Origin of the sequence: Pseudonocardia acidicola (assembly GCF_012911935.1) — a bacterium.
Classification (GTDB): Bacteria; Actinomycetota; Actinomycetes; order Mycobacteriales; family Pseudonocardiaceae; genus Pseudonocardia; species Pseudonocardia acidicola.
Genome location: NZ_JAAXLA010000024.1, coordinates 13,811 through 31,662, shown reverse-complemented (window position 1 = coordinate 31,662; position 17,852 = coordinate 13,811). Strand labels below are relative to the sequence as shown.

Annotated in this window: 18 protein-coding genes; 5 read left to right on the top strand and 13 right to left on the bottom strand. The window is 71.5% G+C overall.

Annotated features, from left to right (window positions below; translation table 11 throughout):
- Window positions 1–63: 63 nt before the first annotated feature.
- Both HF526_RS14745 and HF526_RS14740 read right to left on the bottom strand, forming a co-directional pair.
- Window positions 64–591 carry a methylated-DNA--[protein]-cysteine S-methyltransferase gene (locus HF526_RS14745; protein WP_169381999.1) on the bottom strand — a complete coding sequence of 176 codons (528 nt, stop codon included), beginning with the start codon at window positions 589–591 and terminating at the stop codon, window positions 64–66.
- Window positions 588–2,072, bottom strand: a complete 1,485-nt coding sequence (locus HF526_RS14740) for an AlkA N-terminal domain-containing protein (RefSeq protein WP_169381998.1) — start codon at window positions 2,070–2,072, stop codon at window positions 588–590. The genes HF526_RS14745 and HF526_RS14740 overlap by 4 nt, the downstream gene beginning before the upstream one ends.
- Window positions 2,073–2,209: 137 nt before the next feature.
- Between HF526_RS14740 and HF526_RS36380 the strand changes: the two genes are divergently transcribed.
- The 3 genes from HF526_RS36380 (at window position 2,210) to HF526_RS14730 (ending at window position 3,592) form a co-directional block, all read left to right on the top strand.
- Entirely contained in the window at window positions 2,210–2,341 is a 132-nt protein-coding gene (locus tag HF526_RS36380) for a hypothetical protein (protein ID WP_275404015.1), read from the top strand.
- A gap of 75 nt (window positions 2,342–2,416) precedes the next feature.
- Window positions 2,417–2,674 (top strand): hypothetical protein, encoded by a 258-nt coding sequence (locus HF526_RS14735; protein WP_169381997.1) that lies wholly within the window; start codon window positions 2,417–2,419, stop codon window positions 2,672–2,674.
- A gap of 342 nt (window positions 2,675–3,016) precedes the next feature.
- Window positions 3,017–3,592 (top strand): response regulator transcription factor, encoded by a 576-nt coding sequence (locus tag HF526_RS14730; protein WP_338051483.1) that lies wholly within the window; start codon window positions 3,017–3,019, stop codon window positions 3,590–3,592.
- A gap of 15 nt (window positions 3,593–3,607) precedes the next feature.
- Here the strand turns inward: HF526_RS14730 and HF526_RS14725 are convergent, their stop codons facing one another.
- A complete protein-coding gene (locus HF526_RS14725) occupies window positions 3,608–4,060 on the bottom strand; it encodes a hypothetical protein (RefSeq protein WP_169381995.1) in 453 nt (150 codons plus the stop codon).
- A gap of 86 nt (window positions 4,061–4,146) precedes the next feature.
- A complete protein-coding gene (locus HF526_RS14720) occupies window positions 4,147–4,578 on the bottom strand; it encodes a hypothetical protein (protein ID WP_169381994.1) in 432 nt (143 codons plus the stop codon).
- Window positions 4,579–4,835: 257 nt separating this feature from the next.
- On the opposite strand from HF526_RS14720, the gene ychF reads away from it, so the two are divergent.
- Window positions 4,836–5,909, top strand: coding sequence for a redox-regulated ATPase YchF (gene ychF / locus HF526_RS14715; protein WP_169381993.1), 1,074 nt, complete (start codon window positions 4,836–4,838; stop codon window positions 5,907–5,909).
- Between the two features lie 207 nt (window positions 5,910–6,116).
- On the opposite strand, the gene HF526_RS14710 is transcribed toward ychF, so the two are convergent.
- Complete coding sequence (locus HF526_RS14710; RefSeq protein WP_169381992.1) at window positions 6,117–6,566, bottom strand: helicase associated domain-containing protein; 450 nt, start codon at window positions 6,564–6,566, stop codon at window positions 6,117–6,119.
- A 430-nt stretch (window positions 6,567–6,996) separates the two neighbouring features.
- Between HF526_RS14710 and HF526_RS14705 the strand changes: the two genes are divergently transcribed.
- Complete coding sequence (locus tag HF526_RS14705) at window positions 6,997–7,389, top strand: hypothetical protein (protein ID WP_169381991.1); 393 nt, start codon at window positions 6,997–6,999, stop codon at window positions 7,387–7,389.
- A gap of 530 nt (window positions 7,390–7,919) precedes the next feature.
- On the opposite strand, the gene HF526_RS14700 is transcribed toward HF526_RS14705, so the two are convergent.
- The 8 genes from HF526_RS14700 to HF526_RS14670 all read right to left on the bottom strand — a co-directional run bounded on the left by HF526_RS14700 (window position 7,920) and on the right by HF526_RS14670 (window position 17,852).
- Complete coding sequence (locus tag HF526_RS14700; RefSeq protein ID WP_169381990.1) at window positions 7,920–10,256, bottom strand: UvrD-helicase domain-containing protein; 2,337 nt, start codon at window positions 10,254–10,256, stop codon at window positions 7,920–7,922.
- Between the two features lie 628 nt (window positions 10,257–10,884).
- A complete protein-coding gene (katG, locus tag HF526_RS14695) occupies window positions 10,885–13,086 on the bottom strand; it encodes a catalase/peroxidase HPI (protein WP_169382044.1) in 2,202 nt (733 codons plus the stop codon).
- Window positions 13,087–13,136: 50 nt separating this feature from the next.
- The gene (locus tag HF526_RS14690; RefSeq protein WP_169381989.1) at window positions 13,137–13,571 is read right to left on the bottom strand and encodes a transcriptional repressor; all 435 of its coding nucleotides are present in this window, start codon (window positions 13,569–13,571) and stop codon (window positions 13,137–13,139) included.
- A gap of 68 nt (window positions 13,572–13,639) precedes the next feature.
- Window positions 13,640–13,774, bottom strand: a complete 135-nt coding sequence (locus HF526_RS36375; RefSeq protein WP_275404014.1) for a hypothetical protein — start codon at window positions 13,772–13,774, stop codon at window positions 13,640–13,642.
- 75 nt (window positions 13,775–13,849) lie between these two features.
- Window positions 13,850–14,371, bottom strand: a complete 522-nt coding sequence (locus tag HF526_RS14685; RefSeq protein ID WP_169381988.1) for a DUF1269 domain-containing protein — start codon at window positions 14,369–14,371, stop codon at window positions 13,850–13,852.
- Between the two features lie 30 nt (window positions 14,372–14,401).
- Window positions 14,402–16,801, bottom strand: a complete 2,400-nt coding sequence (locus tag HF526_RS14680; protein WP_169381987.1) for an arylsulfatase — start codon at window positions 16,799–16,801, stop codon at window positions 14,402–14,404.
- A gap of 108 nt (window positions 16,802–16,909) precedes the next feature.
- Window positions 16,910–17,398 carry a hypothetical protein gene (locus tag HF526_RS14675; protein ID WP_169381986.1) on the bottom strand — a complete coding sequence of 163 codons (489 nt, stop codon included), beginning with the start codon at window positions 17,396–17,398 and terminating at the stop codon, window positions 16,910–16,912.
- Window positions 17,399–17,453: 55 nt separating this feature from the next.
- Window positions 17,454–17,852 (bottom strand): tautomerase family protein, encoded by a 399-nt coding sequence (locus tag HF526_RS14670; protein ID WP_169381985.1) that lies wholly within the window; start codon window positions 17,850–17,852, stop codon window positions 17,454–17,456.

Here is a 17,852-nt window from a genome sequence, read left to right as displayed (position 1 = left end):
GTCCGGAGGGCCGTGGCGACCGCCTGGGTCGGCGGCACCGTCACCCGGCCGAGCTCCTACGCCTCACGCAGTACGTGAAGCGCAGTTCTGCGACTCGTGGTCGAGCAGCCACCGCTTCACGCCGACACCCCAGCGGAACCCGCCCAGCGAGCCGTCCGAGCGCAGCACCCGATGGCACGGCACGAACAGCGCCGCGGCGTTGCGGGCGCAGGCCGACGCGGCGGCCCGGATCGCCGCGGGCCGGCCGGCCTTGGCGGCGTACTCGGTGTAGCTCACCGGGCTGCCGGCCGGGACCGTGCGCAGCACCTCCCAGGCGTGCTCGAGGAACCCGCCGGAGCGCTGCCGGACGGGGACGTCGTCGACCGCGGACAGGTCGCCGTCGTGGTAGCGGGTGACGGCCGCCCCCGCGGGGCCCAGGTCGCCGTGGGTCAGCGTGGACGGCCGCAGCGACAGGTGCACCTGCGGCAGCAGCGCGTCCAGGTCCGCGGTCCAGCCCGAGGCCAGCACGGCCCCGTCGGCGTCCACCACGGCGGTGAACGGGCCGATCACAGTGTCCAGTGTGGACCATGTTGCGGTGTCGTTGCCGGTCATGCGTTCCTCCGGGTACGTGGGTTGGTGGCGGCTGCCCGCCACAGGTGGGTGGCGGCGTAGGACCGCCAGGGGCGCCAGCGCCCGGCGTGCCGGCTCAGACCATCCACATCGGATGGGAGGCCGAGCACCCCGGCGCCACGACGGACGGCGAGATCGCCGGGCAGCAGTTCGTCGGGCGCCCCGAGCAGGCGGATGGACAGATAGCCGGCGGTCCACGGCCCGATCCCGGGCAGCGCGGTGAGCGCGGCGTGCAGGTCGTCGGGGTCGCGCGCCGGGTCGAGCACGAGCGTGCCGTCGGCCACGGCCGCGGCCAGCCCGACCACGGACGCGGTCCGGCGGGCAGGCCCGGTCATCGCCTCGGCGCCGCGCTCGGCGATCGCCTCGGCGGTGGGGAACAACAGGTCGGGACCGCCGGCGGCGAGTGCCGCCGGCAGCCGCTCGCCGAGCGCCGCGGTCAGCCGGGAGGTCGTGGTGCGGGCGCCGGCCACCGAGACCTGCTGGCCGAGCACCGCGCGCACGGCCTGCTCGGTGCCGTCGACGGTCCCCGCCAGCCGGATCCCGGGAGTGGCGGCAACCGACGCCGCCAGTGCGGGGTCGGCGCCGAGCACCTCGTCGATCGCGACCGGATCCGCGTCCAGGTCCAGCATCCGGCGCAGCCGCGCCACCGCCGGCCCCAGATCGCGCGGATCGGCCAGCCGCAGCGTGGCGGCGACGTGCCCGTCGGCGGGAGTCAGCGCGACGGTGGCGGCGCCGTGGGGCAGCCGCAGCGTGCGCCGGTACGTGCCGTCCGCGACGGACTCGACACCGTCGAGTGCGCGGGCGGCGAAGAAGTTCAGCAGCCCGGCGGCGTCGAACGGCCGGCGGTACGGCAGCCGCAGCACGAGGGTTCCGGCCACCGCGGGCACCGGGCCCCGGCGGTTACGGGACTCGGTGCGCAGCGTCGTCGGCGGCACCCCGTAGACCTCGCGCACGGTGTCGTTGAACTGCCGGACGCTCGCGAATCCGGCCGCGAACGCGACGTCGGCCATGCCCAGCGGCGTGGTCTCGATGAGCAGCCGTGCGGTGTGCGCGCGGTGCGCCCGGGCCAGCGTGAGCGGGCCGGCACCGAGTTCGGCGCTCAGCACCCGGTTCAGCTGCCGCTCGGAGTAGCCGAGGCGTGCGGCGAGGCCGGTGACTCCGTCGCGCTCGACGACACCGTCGGTGATCAGCCGCATCGCGCGGGCGGCGAGGTCGGCGCGGCTGTTCCAGTCCGGGGAGCCCGGAACGGCGTCGGGCAGGCAGCGCCGGCAGGCCCGGTAGCCGCGCTGCTGTGCGGCACCCGCGGTCGGCAGGAACTCGACGTTGGCGCGCTTGGGGGTCGTCGCCGGGCAGGACGGGCGGCAGTAGATCCGGGTCGTGCGCACGGCGGTGATGAACAGCCCGTCGAAGCGTGCGTCGCGGGAGGCGACGGCGCGGTAGCAACGGTCCTGGTCGAGTAGCACGGCGTCGATGCTGCCACCCGCGCGCACCCTGATTCTGGCGGGAATCGGACGTGGCCGCCGGGCCGGGCGGCGCCGCATGAGAGGGCTCTCGTGCGCGTCTCATCCACTCTCCACCCGGGAGGGCGCGCCTCGGAAGGGTGCGCGTCCCGCTGCTCGTCGTGACCGCGGTGCCGCTGGTCGCCGGGGTCACGCTCGGCTTCGTGGCGCTGCGCTGCGCTGCGCTCCGCGTCCGGGCCCGGTGGCCCGGCGCCGGCGATGACGACGGTTGACCGCCCGGCCCCGGCGCCTCCGCCGATCTCCGCGACGATGGTCGTGGATCATCATCGCGAACCCCGAGGACGTCGATGACCACGCAGGCCGAGCCCGCGCCGTCGCGCCGCCGGCTGCTGCCGCGGCCCTCGTCGGCGCGCACCCGGATCATCGGCTGGGTCCTGTTGCTGGTGCTCGCAGCGCTGGCCGTCGTCACGTTCGTGACCTGGCGGCTGCTGATCCAGGGCATCGACGAGCGGGTGGACGCGTCGCTGCGCGCCGAGGTCGGCGAGTTCGCGGCGCTCACCGAATCGGGATCAACCCGACCACCGGCCGGCGGGTCGCGTCCGTGAACGAGGTGCTGAAGCTCGCGATCACCTACAACCTGGCGCGGCCGAACGAGAAGTTCCTCTGGTCTCCGACCTGCTGCTGCAGACCCGTTTCGGCCAGCTGGCGTTCCTGCATCCCGCGCCCGTCGACGTCGCCGCGCCGACCGCGGATGTCCTGGGCAAGCTGGCCGGGCTCGGCGACCGGGAATGGGTGGTGGAGACCGCCGCTCAAGTCGACTGCGTGCTCGACCCGCAGCGGGTCACGCAGGCGCTGATCGCGTTGGCGGACAACGCCTGCCGGTACACCGCAGCCGGGACCGGATCGCGATCGGTTCTCAGCCGGCGGGTGGTGAGCTGCGGTTCTGGGTGTCCGACGGCCCGTCGGCCCACGACTACGCGATGACCGGCGGCTTCGACCTGCTGGTGCTCGACATCGGGGTGCCCGGGACGGACGGGTTCTCGGTGCTGCGCAGGCTCCGCGACGAACGCAACCCGATTCCGGTGATCATCTTGACCGCGCGGGACAGCGTCGGGGACACCGTCGCCGGGCTGGAGGGCGGTGCCGACGACTACATGCCCAAGCCGTTCCGGTTCGAGGAGCTGCTCGCCCGGGTGCGGCTGGGACTGACCGCCGACCGCTCGGCCGAGATGACCGTGCTCGCCCACGGCGGGCTGAGACCGGACCTGCGGACGCGGCAGGCCGAGGTCGGCGGACGGACGGTGGACCTGTCGGCCCGGGAGTTCGCGCTCGCCGAGACGTTCCTGCGCCATCCCGGGCAGGTGCCGTCCCGCGAGCAGCTGCTCAGCCACGTGTGGGGCTACGACTTCGACCCGGGGTCCAACGTGGTCGACGTCTACGTCCGCTACCTGCGGCGCAAGCTCGGCGCGGAGCGGATCGTGACGGTCCGCGGCATGGGGTACCGGCTCGACGAGCTGCCCTGACGCGGCGGCCGAGGGTCAGTCGGCGGCCTGGCAGATGGGGCCGCGCAGGTTCCCGCCGTCGCACGCCTGGCGGATCGCGCGGCGCAGCTCCTCGCGCATCTGCTCCCGGTCGTGGTCGGCCTGCGCCGCCGGGGACTGTGCGGCCGCGGCCGCGCGCTGCTCGGCGGCCGCCCGCTCGGCCTCCGCCTGCTGCTGGGCTGCGGCGATGGCCGCCGCCTTGTCCTGAGCCTGGGTGAAGGCGTGCCCGGCGATCTGCGCGCCGGAGATCGGCGTGGTCAGGGTCGGTGTCGGGGCGGTGGGGGCCGGGATGCCGGTCGCCGCGTTCGACAGGCCGGGCGCGAACTGCGGGAGGGCGACCTCGGGCGCCTGCATTGCGGCCGCGGTCAGATGGACCGCCGCCGTGCCGCTCGCCGACAGCGCTCCCAGGACCGAGCCTGCGACCAGGAGTTGGCGGGAGGGGAACCGCACGAGCGCACCACCGTTCGTTGGGCCGGACGTCGTAACCACATTGATCTACAAGGAGCATCGATGGACTGCGGCTCTCGTTAGCCGTGTCACGCGATCGGGTGATGGGTCAACGCCCGAGCTTCCCGGACCCAAGGGTTCCGGGGAGCTCGGGCGGGGCGGGGATCAGTCGTGGCCCGGGGTGTCCTCGGGGGTGTCGGGGCCGTCCCCGCCGGGGTGTCGTCCGGGCTGCCGACGGGCGAGCCGATCGAGTCGTCCACGCTCTCCAGCGGGGAGTCCGCGGACTCCGGCGAGAGGTCGGCCGGGGCCGGGTTGCCGGGGTCGGCGCTGTCGACGCTGATCGGCCGCACGTCGTCCGCGCGCGAACCGTCGCCGTCGGCGAACGCGACGCCCGCGCCGGCCGGGCCGAGCCCGCTCAGGGCGGCGCCGACGCACCCGGTCGTGTCGACGTCGAGCAGCCCGGTGACCGCGCCGCCCGCGACGAGCAGCTGGGCCTCGTAGAAGTCGCCGTGCACGGGCACGGGCGGGTGTTCGCCGCGGTCGACGGCACCGAGGGCGGCCCGCAGCAGCTCGGTGGCGCGGACCGAGGAGCAGCCGCAGCGGCGCCGGCCAGCGCGGGTCGATCTCCGACGCGAGCAGCGGCGCGGACGGCGGGATGCGGGTCATGCCCGCCACGCTCGCCGCCGGCCGTGGCGCGACGATGAGAGCCGGATGAGGGCGCTCTCATGCCACGGCGGCGCCCGCCGGCACCACGGCGTCCGCGTCTACCCTGGATATCGTGAGTCTCACCCTCGGCATCGTCGGCCTGCCCAACGTGGGCAAGTCGACTCTGTTCAATGCGCTGACCCGGAACGACGTGCTGGCCGCGAACTACCCGTTCGCGACGATCGAGCCCAACGTCGGCGTGGTGCCGCTGCCCGACCCCCGGCTCGGCGTGCTGGCGAAGATGTTCGCCTCGGCCAAGGTCGTGCCGGCCACGGTGTCGTTCGTCGACATCGCCGGGATCGTCAAGGGCGCGTCCGAGGGCGCCGGGCTGGGCAACAAGTTCCTGGCCAACATCCGCGAGTCCGACGCGATCTGCCAGGTCGTGCGGGTGTTCGACGACCCCGACGTCGTCCACGTCGACGGTGCGGTCGACCCCTCCGCCGACATCGAGACCATCGCGACCGAGCTGATCCTGGCCGACCTGCAGACGCTGGAGAAGGCGATCCCGCGGCTGCAGAAGGAAGCCCGGATGCAGAAGGACCGCCGGGTGGTTCTGGAGGCCGCCGAGGCCGCGCAGCAGATCCTCAACGGCGGCACCACGCTGTTCGCCGCGGGCGTCGACCGTGCCCCGCTGCGCGAGCTGTCGCTGCTGACCACCAAACCGTTCCTCTACGTCTTCAATGCCGACGAGGGCGTGCTCACCGACGAGGCCCGCCGCAAGGAGCTGGCCGCGATGGTGGCCCCGGCCGATGCGGTGTTCCTCGACGCGAAGGTCGAGTCCGAGCTGCTCGAGCTCGACGACGAGTCGGCCGCCGAGCTGCTGGAGTCGATCGGGCAGGACGAGCCGGGCCTCAATGCACTGGCCCGCGCCGGGTTCCACACCCTCGGCCTGCAGACCTACCTGACCGCGGGCCCCAAGGAGGCCCGGGCTTGGACGATCAAGAAGGGCGCCACCGCGCCGCAGGCCGCCGGTGTGATCCACACCGACTTCGAGCGCGGCTTCATCAAGGCCGAGATCGTGTCCTACGACGACCTCGTCGAGGCCGGCTCGATGGCCGCGGCCAAGGCCGCCGGCAAGGTGCGCATGGAGGGCAAGGACTACGTGATGGCCGACGGGGATGTGGTGGAGTTCCGGTTCAACGTGTAGCGCGTCGGGTTGTCGCAGTTCAGCGTCCTGACGGGTACTTGTCGTGACGGACGACCTTTCACTCAGCTAATCACGCGGTAACCTGATCGTGGCATACGTCCTCACCGCAGCGAATGTTCCTCTCCGACGTTCCACTTCCCGGAGGCCACTCCCCAGGGCAACCGAGAACACGATCAAATTTGTCGCATTGCCCGTCCAGTTCGGAATTCACACGTGGGATCGGTCCTCGGTTGCCCAGGTCCAACCGGGAAGCGCTTCGAGGAGGCCGGCGTTGCAGGCGGGCAGCGTGCCCGCGACGTACGCAGCGCGCTGGGCGGCGGCCCACGCGCCGATGTGCACGTGATCGATGACAGCCCCGGCAGGGACCTGCGCGGTGGGGTGGGCGCGCACATACCGCGTCAGCGCGGCTAGCCGCGACTCCCATTTCCGCTGATGGGCCCCGCTCCAGTCCCAGCCGGGAAGGCGCTCCAGCAGTGCGACCCGCTGCGGGGCGAGCGCGCCCGCCCAGTACTGCGCACGTTGCGCCGCCGCCCACGCTCCGACCTCCACCCCGTCGGCGCGGGCGCCGGGTGGGACCCGCGCCGTGCCCTTGACCGCGGCGTAGCGGCGCAGGGCGTTCAGGCCCCGCTCCCAGGCGGCTTCCCGAGTGTTGATCATCCGATCGCCGTCCATCCCGCGCCGTCGGCACCGTATCGCCACTGCCGGATCTCGAAAAGGGGAGGACGTGGGGCCGCCACGAATTCCACGGGGCCGAGTCAGAGTCCCTGTTGGGCATAACGTCACTGATTGTGTTTGTGTGGGGGGAGCAGGTCGTTCGGTCCCGATTACCCCGGTCAGTTCACCGGCTCGGCCGCGACCCGGCGCGGGCGGAGGAACTGCGTGGTGCGTTCTCCGTGATGTGCTCGCGCTGGTCTTGTGTCAGCTCGGTTGCCCCGTACGTTCGATGCGGGTTGGGATCCGTGGCCGCGCCGGTCGATGCGGCGAGTCAGGTGGGCCGCATGGTCAGAGGCCGGCCTTGGCCCAGGGTGGTCGAGGGGTGACAGCGATCCGCCCGTGCCGTCACGAGGTCAGGAAGTGGGGAGACACCATGACCGCAACTGCCCAGGAGCACATCACCCGTGCCGCCCGAACTGGCCAGGAAGCGATGTCGACCGCGATCCGCAGCTGGGGCGAGACGGCGCAGACCGTCATCGGCTTGGGGGCGGGCCGCACGGGCGACGTTCCGGGTCCGGACCGGCTCGTTGACGCCTGGTTCGACGCTGCTCAGGAGGCACTCGCGGCGCAGCGCGAGTTCGCAAAGGCCTTGCTCAGCATCGGCACACCGGTGCTTGACGCGGTGAGCCACGCCACGTCCCGCGCGGTGGAAGCGACCCAGGAAGCGACGCAGGAAGCGACGCAGGAGACCACTCAGGGGGCGACCGAGGCGGCCCGGGACGCGTCCCGGGCGTCCCGCGCCAGCGCCGCGCGTAAGGACGGATGACCCGAAGCGGATCTCGGGGCCGGGGCGCGTCCCGGGCCGCGCCCCGACGTCTGCCACAGTGCCGCGGGGGGTCGGGGGTTCCGTGGCACCCGCGCTCGGCGCAGAGTAGTCCGAGCCGAGGCTCGGAAAACAGCGGTGCAGCCGCTGCAGGGACGGTGTTCGATCAAAGGTGCCAGCGCCCTCCCGCCGAGCCTCGGCCCGCCGATCCGCTCATCGGTCGGCAGGCCGCGCCCCGGTAGCGCGTGGGTAGTGACGGGCCACGACCGCCGTTCGTCAGGAGCCCCACCAACAGCGAGAGGTCACGACGAACCGCGAAGCAGGTCCACGCAGGTCAGTGCGGGTGTCCCCGGTATCGCCGCTGGTGGCTGTTCGGCCGGGATTCGTTCCGCTTCAACGTCCGGCGGCGGGCTGTTTTGCCTGGTCGGCGGGCTAACCGGCCCCGCCGTTCGTCACTTCGAAGACCTCGTGAGGTCCTCGCAAAGTGTGTGCACCCGGCGAGGACCCCACACGGTCTGCGTGGTCGTGCCGCCTCAGTGCTCGACGTGCAGCAGCCCGAGCCGCTGGGTGGCGCGGGTCATCGAGACGTAGAGGTCGGCGGGGTTGTGTGCCCGGATCCGCTCCGGGTCGACGATCACGACGGCGTCGAACTCGAGACCTTTTGCCGACACCGGGGTGTGCACCTGGGCGGGAAGACCGGCAAGGCCGTTCAGTTGTTTCACCTGGGGATCCCCGCCCTGCTCCGCCGCGGCGTTGACCCCCAGGACATGCGTCGGGTCGGCGGCGATCACCGCCAGCGTCCCGTGGCCCAGCCGCGCCACCTCCGCCTCGACGACCTTGCGCACCTCGGCTGCGAGGTCGGTCGCGGGCACGGTGCGCTGCCACGGATCCTCGCCCGTCGCCCGCACCGATTCGGGCGGCTGCCGGTCGGGCGCGAACTCGGCCAGCACGGCAGCGGCCGGCGCCATGATCTCGGCGGGCGTCCGGTAGTTCACCGTGAGCGTCCGGTGGGTCCACCGGGAACCGAGGTGCGGGGAGAGCACGTCCGCCCACGCATGCGCTCCCGCGGGGGCGCTGCGCTGCGCGAGGTCGCCCACCGCGGTGATCGAACGGGAAGGGCAGCGCCGCAGCAGGACGTGCCAGTCCATGGCGGAGAGCTCCTGCGCCTCGTCGACGACGAGATGCCCGAACCGCCAGTCCCGGTCGGCGGCCGCCCGCTCGGCGACGGTCATGAGGTGCTCGGGAACCTGCCGGGCAGCGAGCACGTCCGCGGTGACGAAGTCGGTCGGGCGCAGCTCGTCGGGATCTTCCCCGGCGAGCTGGCGGTCGGCCGACTCCAGGATGCTCAGTACCTCCGCGGCGTAGGCGCTGTCGGGTTCGCGCTCCGGCTCGCCCCGCCCACCCGGCGGGCCGGGCGGGGGACCGAGCAGCTCGGCCAGCTCGTCGAGCAGCGGCGCGTCCGCCACCGTCCACGCGGAGCCCTCGGCGCGGTACAGCCCGGAGAGGTCGATCCCGCCGCCGGCCGAGGCCAGCCGGTCCGGCGACGCGAAGAGTTCGGCGAGGAGCTGCTGCGGGGTCAGCACCGGCCAGAGCCGCTCGACCGCCGCGTGGAAGCCGAGGTCCGAGCGCAGGTCGTCGCGCAACCCGTGGCGCAGCTCTGCCGACACCTGCGCCGCACCTGCCGGCGCGATCTCCGGGAGATCGCTGAGCTCGCGGAGGATGTCGGCGAGCTCGGGCGGGTCCTCCAGGTCCTGGTCGAGCCGCTCGACGCCCTGCTGGACGAGCAGGCTGCCGAGCGTGTCGCGGAACGTCGTCCGTGCAGCGTTGTGGGGCAGGCCGGTGGCCCGGGCGCGTCTCCTGGCTTCTGCCGCCGTCGCACGGTCGATCTCGACGGTGACGTCGTCGAGCTCGATCGCGATCGGCGACCCGGGCAGCTCCTGCCGCTCGGCGACGGCGCGGCGCAGTACGTCCAGCATCGCCAGCCCGCCCTTCGTGCGGGCCGCCTCGTCCTGATCGACGGCGGTCGCGACGACGCCGTGCGCCAGTCGGCCGGGAGTGGTGAACACCACCGCCGACTCGCCCAGCGCGGGGAGCACGCCTCCGACGTACCGGATGAACCCGGCACTGGGACCGACGACCAGCACGCCGCTGCGGGCCAGCCGCTCGCGATGGGTGTAGAGCAGGTAGGCGACGCGGTGCAGCGCAACAGCGGTTTTCCCGGTCCCCGGGCCGCCCTCGATCACGACGACGCCGGAGAGCGGCAGCCGGATGATCGCGTCCTGCTCGGCCTGGATCGTCGTCACGATGTCGCGCATCGTCGACCCGCGCGGCGCCCTCAGCGCGGCGAGCAGCGCCGGATCGGAAGCGGATTCGGAATCGGCGCGCGCGAGGGCTGCCCGGTCCAGCACATCGTCGTGGAAAGTCGCGACCCGCTCGTCGGGCGCCGTCCCGGCGAGCTGGAAATGCCGTCGCCGGGTCACGCCGAGTGGCGTGGCCAACGTTGCGCAGTAGAACGGCCGGGCGGCGGGCGCCCGCCAGTCGATGAGCGCGCTTTCGGAATCCGCGGGATCGGTGAGCCCGATGCGGCCGATGTAGCTCGTCGACCTGTCGGTGTGGTCGAGCCGACCGAAGCACAACCCCGAGCGGGCGGCGGTCAGCGCGGCCACCCGCCCGGACCAGCGGTGCACGGAGACGTCGCGCTCCCAGCGGGCGCTGAGCTCCCCGCCCGTCGGCGCGGCCAGCATGCCCTGCGCCCGGGCCGTGGTGGCCGCGAGCTCGGTGGCGAGCAGCGCATGCAGCCGGCGGATCTGCCGGGTCTCCGCCTCCAACTCCTGCTCGAAAGGGGGCCTGTCGACGCTCTCCCCGCCCATGCTATCCTTGAATTGCGGAGCTAGGAATTCATTCTCTGATCGCACCGTTCAGAATAGCTTTTCCGCATATCGCTGTGCACCGTCACATCGGTGAATCGCATGGGTGCGTCACCGGGCAAGCCTGGCATCGTCGATCGTTCGTCAGGGCACTCACCAAGGCGATGGATCACGACGAACCGCGGAGCAGGTCCACGCAGGTCAGTGCGGGTGTCCCCGGTATCGCCGCTGGTGGCCGATCTGCCGTGATTCGTTCCGGTTCAACGTGTGGGGAAGGGTGTTCGCACCGGTCAGAGGCCTATCTCTCGCCTGGAGCCCGCAGGGAGTCCGCAGCGCGCCTGTCCGCGGACCTGGCGACCTCGGCCATGAGCGACCGGAGCCAGCCCGAGACGACGAGGGAGCGGCAACGCGATTTCTGATGATTCACCGGCTCGTCGAGTTGGACGACCTGCCGGCTCCGGCCTGACCCGGCGCCAGGAACCGGCCCGGCCGTAGCGGCCGGGCCGGTTCCTGCGTGCGGGCTCAGGGGTGCGAGTCGGTTTCGGCGGACCGGGTGCCTGCCGATCCTGATCTCGCGGTGGTCCAGGTCGGCCGCAGAGCGGCCGACCTGGACATCGGGATCAGCCGGGGATCAGACCAGGTCGTACCGGTCGAGCATCATGACCTTGTCCCACGCGGCGACGAAGTCGCGCACGAACTTCTCCTTCGCGTCGTCGCTCGCGTAGACCTCCGCGAGGGCCCGCAGCTCGGAGTTCGAGCCGAAGACGAGGTCGACGCGGCTACCGGTCCACTTGACCTCGCCGGTGGCGTGGTCGCGGGCCTCGAAGGCATTGTCGTCGCCGGCCACCGACTTCCACTCGATGCCCATGTCGAGCAGGTTCGTGAAGAAGTCGTTGGTCAGCGTGCCCGGCTTGTCGGTGAACACACCCGCGGTGGACCCGCCGGTGTTCGCGCCCAGCACGCGCAGGCCACCGACCAGGACGGTCATCTCCGGCGCACTCAGGCTCAGCAGGTTCGCCCGGTCGACGAGCAGGTACTCGCCGGGCAGGCGGTGCCCCTTGCCGCGGTAGTTGCGGAAGCCGTCGGCGGTCGGCTCGAGGTACGAGAACGACTCGACGTCGGTCTTCTCCTGGGTCGCGTCCGTGCGGCCCGGGGTGAACGGCACCTGGACATCGTGACCGGCGTCCTTCGCGGCCTTCTCGACCGCGGCGGCGCCGCCGAGCACGACGAGGTCGGCGAACGAGACCTTCTTGCCGCCGGTCGCGGAGGAGTTGAACTCCTCCTGGATGCCCTCCAGCGTGCGGATCACCTGCGCCAGCTGGTCGGGGTCGTTGACCTCCCAGTCGCGCTGCGGCTCGAGGCGGATGCGGCCGCCGTTCGCGCCACCGCGCTTGTCGCTGATGCGGAACGAGGAGGCCGCCGCCCACGCGGCGGAGACCAGCTGCGAGACCGACAGGCCCGAGTCGAGGATCTTCTGCTTGAGCGCGGCGACGTCGTCGGCCGACACCAGCTCGTGGTCCACGGCCGGGACCGGGTCCTGCCAGAGCAGCTCCTCCTGCGGCACCAGCGGGCCGAGGTAGCGCTGGATCGGGCCCATGTCGCGGTGCGTCAGCTTGTACCAGGCGCGAGCGAACGCGTCGGCGAACTCGTCTGGGTTCTGGTGGAAGCGCCGCGAGATCGCCTCGTAGATCGGGTCGACGCGCAGCGCGATGTCGGTCGTCAGCATCGTCGGCGGACGGTTGAGCTCGTTGGTCTCCGGGTCCGGCACGGTGTTGGCGCCCGCGCCGTCCTTCGCCACCCACTGGTAGGCCCCGGCGGGGCTCTTGGTCAGCTCCCACTCGTAGCCGAACAGGTTGTCGAAGAAGCCGTTGCTCCACTGCGTCGGCGTGGAGGTCCAGGTGACCTCGAGTCCGCTGGTGATCGTGTCCCGGCCCTTGCCGCTGCCGTAGCTCTGCTTCCAACCCAGGCCCTGCTCCTCGATGGAAGCGCCCTCGGGCTCGGGGCCGACGTACTTGTCCGGGTCGGCCGCGCCGTGGGTCTTGCCGAAGGTGTGCCCGCCGGCGATCAGCGCGACGGTCTCCTCGTCGTTCATCGCCATCCGGGCGAACGTCTCGCGGATGTCGCGGGCCGAGGCCAGCGGGTCCGGGTTGCCGTTCGGGCCCTCCGGGTTGACGTAGATGAGGCCCATCTGGACGGCGGCCAGCGGCTTCTCGAGCTCCCGGTCACCGGTGTAGCGCTCGTCGCCGAGCCAGGTGCGCTCCGGGCCCCAGTAGACGTCCTCGTCCGGCTCCCAGACGTCGGCGCGGCCGCCGGCGAAACCGAAGGTCTTGAAACCCATGGTCTCCAGGGCGCGGTTGCCCGTGAAGATCATCAGGTCGGCCCAGGAGATCTTGCGGCCCCACTTCTTCTTCACCGGCCACAGCAGTCGGCGCGCCTTGTCCAGGTTCCCGTTGTCCGGCCAGCTGTTGATCGGGGCGAAGCGCTGCATGCCGGCGCCCGCACCTCCGCGGCCGTCGTCGACGCGGTACGTGCCCGCGCTGTGCCACGCCATCCGGATCATGAATCCGCCGTAGTGGCCGAAGTCGGCCGGCCACCAGTCCTGGGACGTCGTCAGCACCGCATCGACGTCCTTGGCCAGCTCGTCCAGGTCGACGGTCTTGAACTCGGTGGCGTAGTCGAAGTCCTCGCCCATCGGGTTGGCGACGGCGGGGTGCTTGCGGAGGATCTTCAGGTTGAGCTGGTTCGGCCACCAGTCTCGGTTGCTCCCGCCCTCGGTCGGGTGCTTGAAGCGGCCGGCCGAGACCGGACAGCCGCCGGCCTCCTGCTCGTTCATCTTGCTCTCGACGGTGACGTGCTCGTCAGACACGGGACTTCCTTCCGTGATCACAGGGTGGGCGTTGTGGTGGAGCAGGCGGGGCACAGGCCCCAGTAGATGACCTCGGCCTCGTCGATCGCGAAGCCGTGGTCGTCGGACGCGGTCAGGCAGGGCGTGGTGCCGACGGCGCAGTCGACATCGGCGATGGCGCCGCACGACCGGCACACGACGTGGTGGTGGTTGTCCCCGACCCGCGACTCGTAGCGCGCCGCGGAGCCCGGCGGCTGGATGCACCGCACCAGGCCCGCGGTAGTCAGCGCGCGCAGCACGTCGTAGACGGCCTGGTGGGACACCTCGCCGAGAGCATCACGCACGATACCGATGATCGAGGCCGTGTCGGCGTGCGGATGGTCGTGCACCGCGGACAGCACCGCTACCCGAGGACGCGTCACGCGCAGAGCAGCCCCGCGCAACATGCGCTCGAACTCCGCAGTCGATGGCACGCGCCGAAGTGTGGCCTAGTTTCTGGAATGAATCAAGAATCAGCGGGCGCGAACCGCGGTCAGGCCCGTCACGACGGCGATGCGCTCCCACGAGAGCGGTGCAGCTCCGGCGTGACGACGGCCCGGTCATCGTCGGCTGTCACGGTGCCGATCGCCTCGATGCCGATCACGCCGCCCGGAAGTCCCTCGATCAGGCGGATCATGGACGCTCGCCTTCTCGGTCCGGTGCCGGGTCGGCGAACCGCTTCGCGGGCCCGTCGGGTGCGGCCTGGCCTGTCTCAGCCCGCCAGGCCGGCCGAGGCCTTCTGCAGGCCCTCTGTGAGCTCGCCGGGGGACCCTTGCTCGATCTGTGCGGTGGCGGTCCGAATGGCGTTCGGCAGGACCCGGCCCACTGCGTCGGCGTGGGGATGGCCGTAGACGGCGATGATCCCGGCCGATCCCGGGGGCAGGGCCTCGCGCATCTTGTCGGCGATCCCGGCCAGCATCCGGCGGCGCGCGAACGCCCCGGCCAGCGCGCCGAGCGCCGCGCCGCCGGTGACCGTCAGGCCGATGAGCGGCAGCGCGAACAGCCCCATGACGAGGCCCAGGCGGGCGCCTTTGGTGAGGCCGTTGCGCACTGCGTGGTCGCCGGTCTCCTTGACGTGGACCTCGCCGTGGGTGTCCCTGACGATGAGCGCGAGGCCCGCGGTGGACACCGCGAAGTCGTCGACGAGCCGGGTGCACGCGTCGAAGTCCCGGCGTGCGAGGTCGGGGATCAGGTAGAGCGCGATGAGGACGTCGAGCGATCCGTTCTTCGCCATGTGCACCTCGCTTCGCGGTGGAGGGGCCGGTCAGGCGTTCGCGCCGTAGGTGGCCAGCACCCGCGCGGCGTGCTCGTGGAGCGCACGGGTGTCCTCGGCCCGTAGGTCGGGGTTGATGTCGAACACCACCTGCTTGATCTCGCCGGTGAAGCGGAACGGCGCCTTCGCGGCGTAGCGGGGATCGACGACGAGCCCGTTGTCACAGCCGATGTCCATCCCGGCGTAGCCGGAGAACCGGGCCGGCACGGTGTGCTCCATGTGGCCACGGGCCACGGGCTTTCCGTTGACGGACAGCGTCACATCGCCGCCGGTCGCCGGTTCCGGGGCGTCGGCGGCGAACACCATCGTGACGTTGACCTCGCCGGACGGCAGCGGCTCGGGGGCCTCCTGCGTGTACACGAGGACGCCGAGCATCGAGTAGGTGTGTTTGAGTCGTCCGTCCTCGACGAACAGCGCGAACCCGCCGAGGTGGTCGAAGGCGGCGACGATCACCCCCTCGGCGCCTCGTTCGGGGATGACGAGGTCGGCGCTGATCGAGTACGAGTGGTTGTAGATGCGCGGGATCATCCCGGCCGGGACGTTCTCGATCCGCCCGCGGTAGGTGAACGTCGAGACCTTCGGGACGGGCGGCACGATGCCGTAGAAGGACGAGAGGCCACCGAGCAGCGGCAGGACCTGGTAGCGCTCGGCCTCTTGCCAGAACAGCGCGCGCAGCTCCTCGACCTTCTCCGGGTGCCCGTCCGCGAGATTGTGGGCCTGGGCGAAGTCGTCGGGCAGGTAGTAGAGCTCGACGGGGTCCGCGTCGGGGTCCCAGCCGGGGCCGAAGCGGCGCAGGGCCTGCGGATGAAGCTCCCACGGGATCCGGGGCAGCCGCATCGCCAGCCACCAGCCGTCCTTGTACATCGCACGGTTGCCCACGGCCTCGAAGTACTGCTGGGTGTGTCGCTCGGGGGCCTGCGCATCGGTGAACGAGTCGGCGAACGAGAAGCCGTGCAGCGGCTCCTGCTCGATGCCGTCCACATGGGTTGGCCGCGGAATGCCGGCGATGTCGAGGATCGTCGGGGCGAGGTCGGTGACGTGGGTGAACTGCGTTCGCAACTGCCCGGCAGCGTCGATGTGGCCAGGCCAGTGGATCACGAGGGGGTTGCGCGTCCCGCCGAGGTGGGAGGCCACCTGCTTGCCCCAGTCGAAGGGGCAGTTACCGGCCCACGCCCACCCCGCCGAGTAGTGCGGAGCCAGCTCCTCGCTGCCCCAGGCCTCCAGGCCGCCGTGCTCGAACAGCAGACCCATCTGCTGTTCGGGAGTCAGCGAGATGCCGTTGAGCGTGGTCAGCTCGTTGAACGTCCCGGTGAGCGTCCCTTCCATGCTCGCCCCGTTGTCACCCCAGATCCAGATGATCAGCGTGTTGTCGAGCTCGCCCATCTCCTCGATCGAGTCGAGCACCCGGCCGACGTTCCAGTCGGCGTTCTCCGAGTAGCCCGCGTAGACCTCCATCTGGCGGGCGTAGAGCCGCTTGTGCGTCTCGTCGAGGGAGTCCCAGGCCGGGAACGCATCGTTGCTCGGCAACGTGGTCTCGGGGGGAACCACGCCGAGGGCCTTCTGCCGGGCCAGGGTCTCCTCGCGCACCACGTCCCAGCCCCGGTCGAACCTCCCCGCGTACTTCTCGGACCATCGCTTCGGCACATGGTGCGGGGCGTGGCTGCAGCCGGTCGCGTAGTACACGAACCACGGTGTCTCGGGGTCCTCCGCCCGTACCCGGTGCAGCCAGTCGATCGTCGTGCGGGCCATGTCGTCGGGGAAGTAGTACGGCTCGCCGTTCGTTCCGGTGGGGACGCCGACCGTCTTCTGGTTCTCGGTGATCAGCGGGTCGTACTGGCCCGCCTCGCCACCGAGGAATCCCCAGAAGTAGTCGAATCCCAGTCCTGTCGGCCAGCGGTCGAACGGGCCGCTAGCGCCCTGCTGATCATCCGGAGTGAGGTGCCACTTCCCGATGGCTGCGGTGAGGTAGCCGTTGTCGGAGAGGACACGCGGCAGCGTCGCGCAGTCACGTGGGATCGTGGCGTTGTAGCCGGGAAACGGCCCGGAGAACTCGCTGACCAGACCGAACCCGACGCGATGCTGGTTGCGGCCGGTGAGCAGCGCCGCTCGCGTCGGCGAGCACACCGCCGTCACATGGAAGCGGTTGTACCGAAGGCCGCCGTCGGCCATGCGCGTGTAGTTGGGGGTGTCGATCGCACCGCCGAACGTGCTCGGGTTGCCGAAGCCCGCGTCGTCGATCAGCACGAGCAACACGTTCGGCGCCCCGTCGGGTGGCTTGACGTGCGACGCCTGGTCCCAATCCGGAACCGACCCCTCGAGGGTCCTTCTCGTCGTGCCGCCGAACGGCGGACGGCGGATGGGCAGCGTGCTCCGGTCGAAGGCGGCTGCCATCCCAGCTCCTCGGTCGGACGGAATCAGGTGCTTTGACCGACCGGACGCTAGGGCGGCCGTCCCGGCGCCGCCTCACCCGGCGAGGATGAGGGTCGCAGCTCGCCGGAATCATGATCGGGGTGCGGCGGCCAGCAGTCCCCGTTGACGGCGCCAGGTCGCCACGATGTCGTCGTGGCCGGCGTCCGCGCCGGCCGTCGTGAAGGTGATGCCGCTGGTCACCGGCATGCCGATGTGCTCGTCCGACTCGACGGCGGTGACCGTCAGCTCGAAGAAGTCCAGGCGGGAGCCGGGCGGCGCCGGCAGGGGAGCGGGGTCGGTGCGGACGTACAGCACCGACCCCGGGGCGATGGAGCTGAACAGCGCCGGTCGTCCGGCCCGTAGGTTGTGGCCGGTGTGCGTGTCCTGCCACAGCGCGACCCGGAGGTGCCGGTCGTCCGGGACCACCAGCTCGCCCACGCTCAGCATGGATATCCGCGGGTTGCCGGAATCGTCGCAGGTGCTCAGCAGATAGGCGGGTTGATCCTCGCCGGCCAGAGCGTCGTCGCCGAGTGCCTCGACGAGCTCGGGAGGAAGACGGTCGCCGATCAACCGGGCCATCCCAGCCTGCTTCCCCTCGGTGCCGCGGCAGTTCAGCCGATGCCGCCGCGGCCGGTCAGTTCCGGTGGGCGAGCCACTCCTGCTCCCCGCCCGGCCTGGGCAGGACCCGGCCACCCTCCATGACGTGCTGCGCCTCGATCTCCTGCAGGAAGACGGCGACATCGTTCTCCGGCCGGCCGGTGACCGCGCTCCACGCGCGGGAGATGCCGGTGAGCAGCTGGAGGGTGACCGATTCCGGCCGCCCCGCACGGATCAGGCCGGTGATCCGCGATGCCGACGACGGTTCGCCGGCGACGAACAGATCGGCCGGTGACACCTCGTTGTAGGACATCGTGACGAAGCTTTCCGGTGCACCCGTTGTCGCGCAGTGGATGCGCGTGATCTCCCTGGCCAGGCGGGCCTTCTGTTCGCCGGTCAGAAGCCCGGCACGAGTGGTGCATTGGTAGAAGGGCAT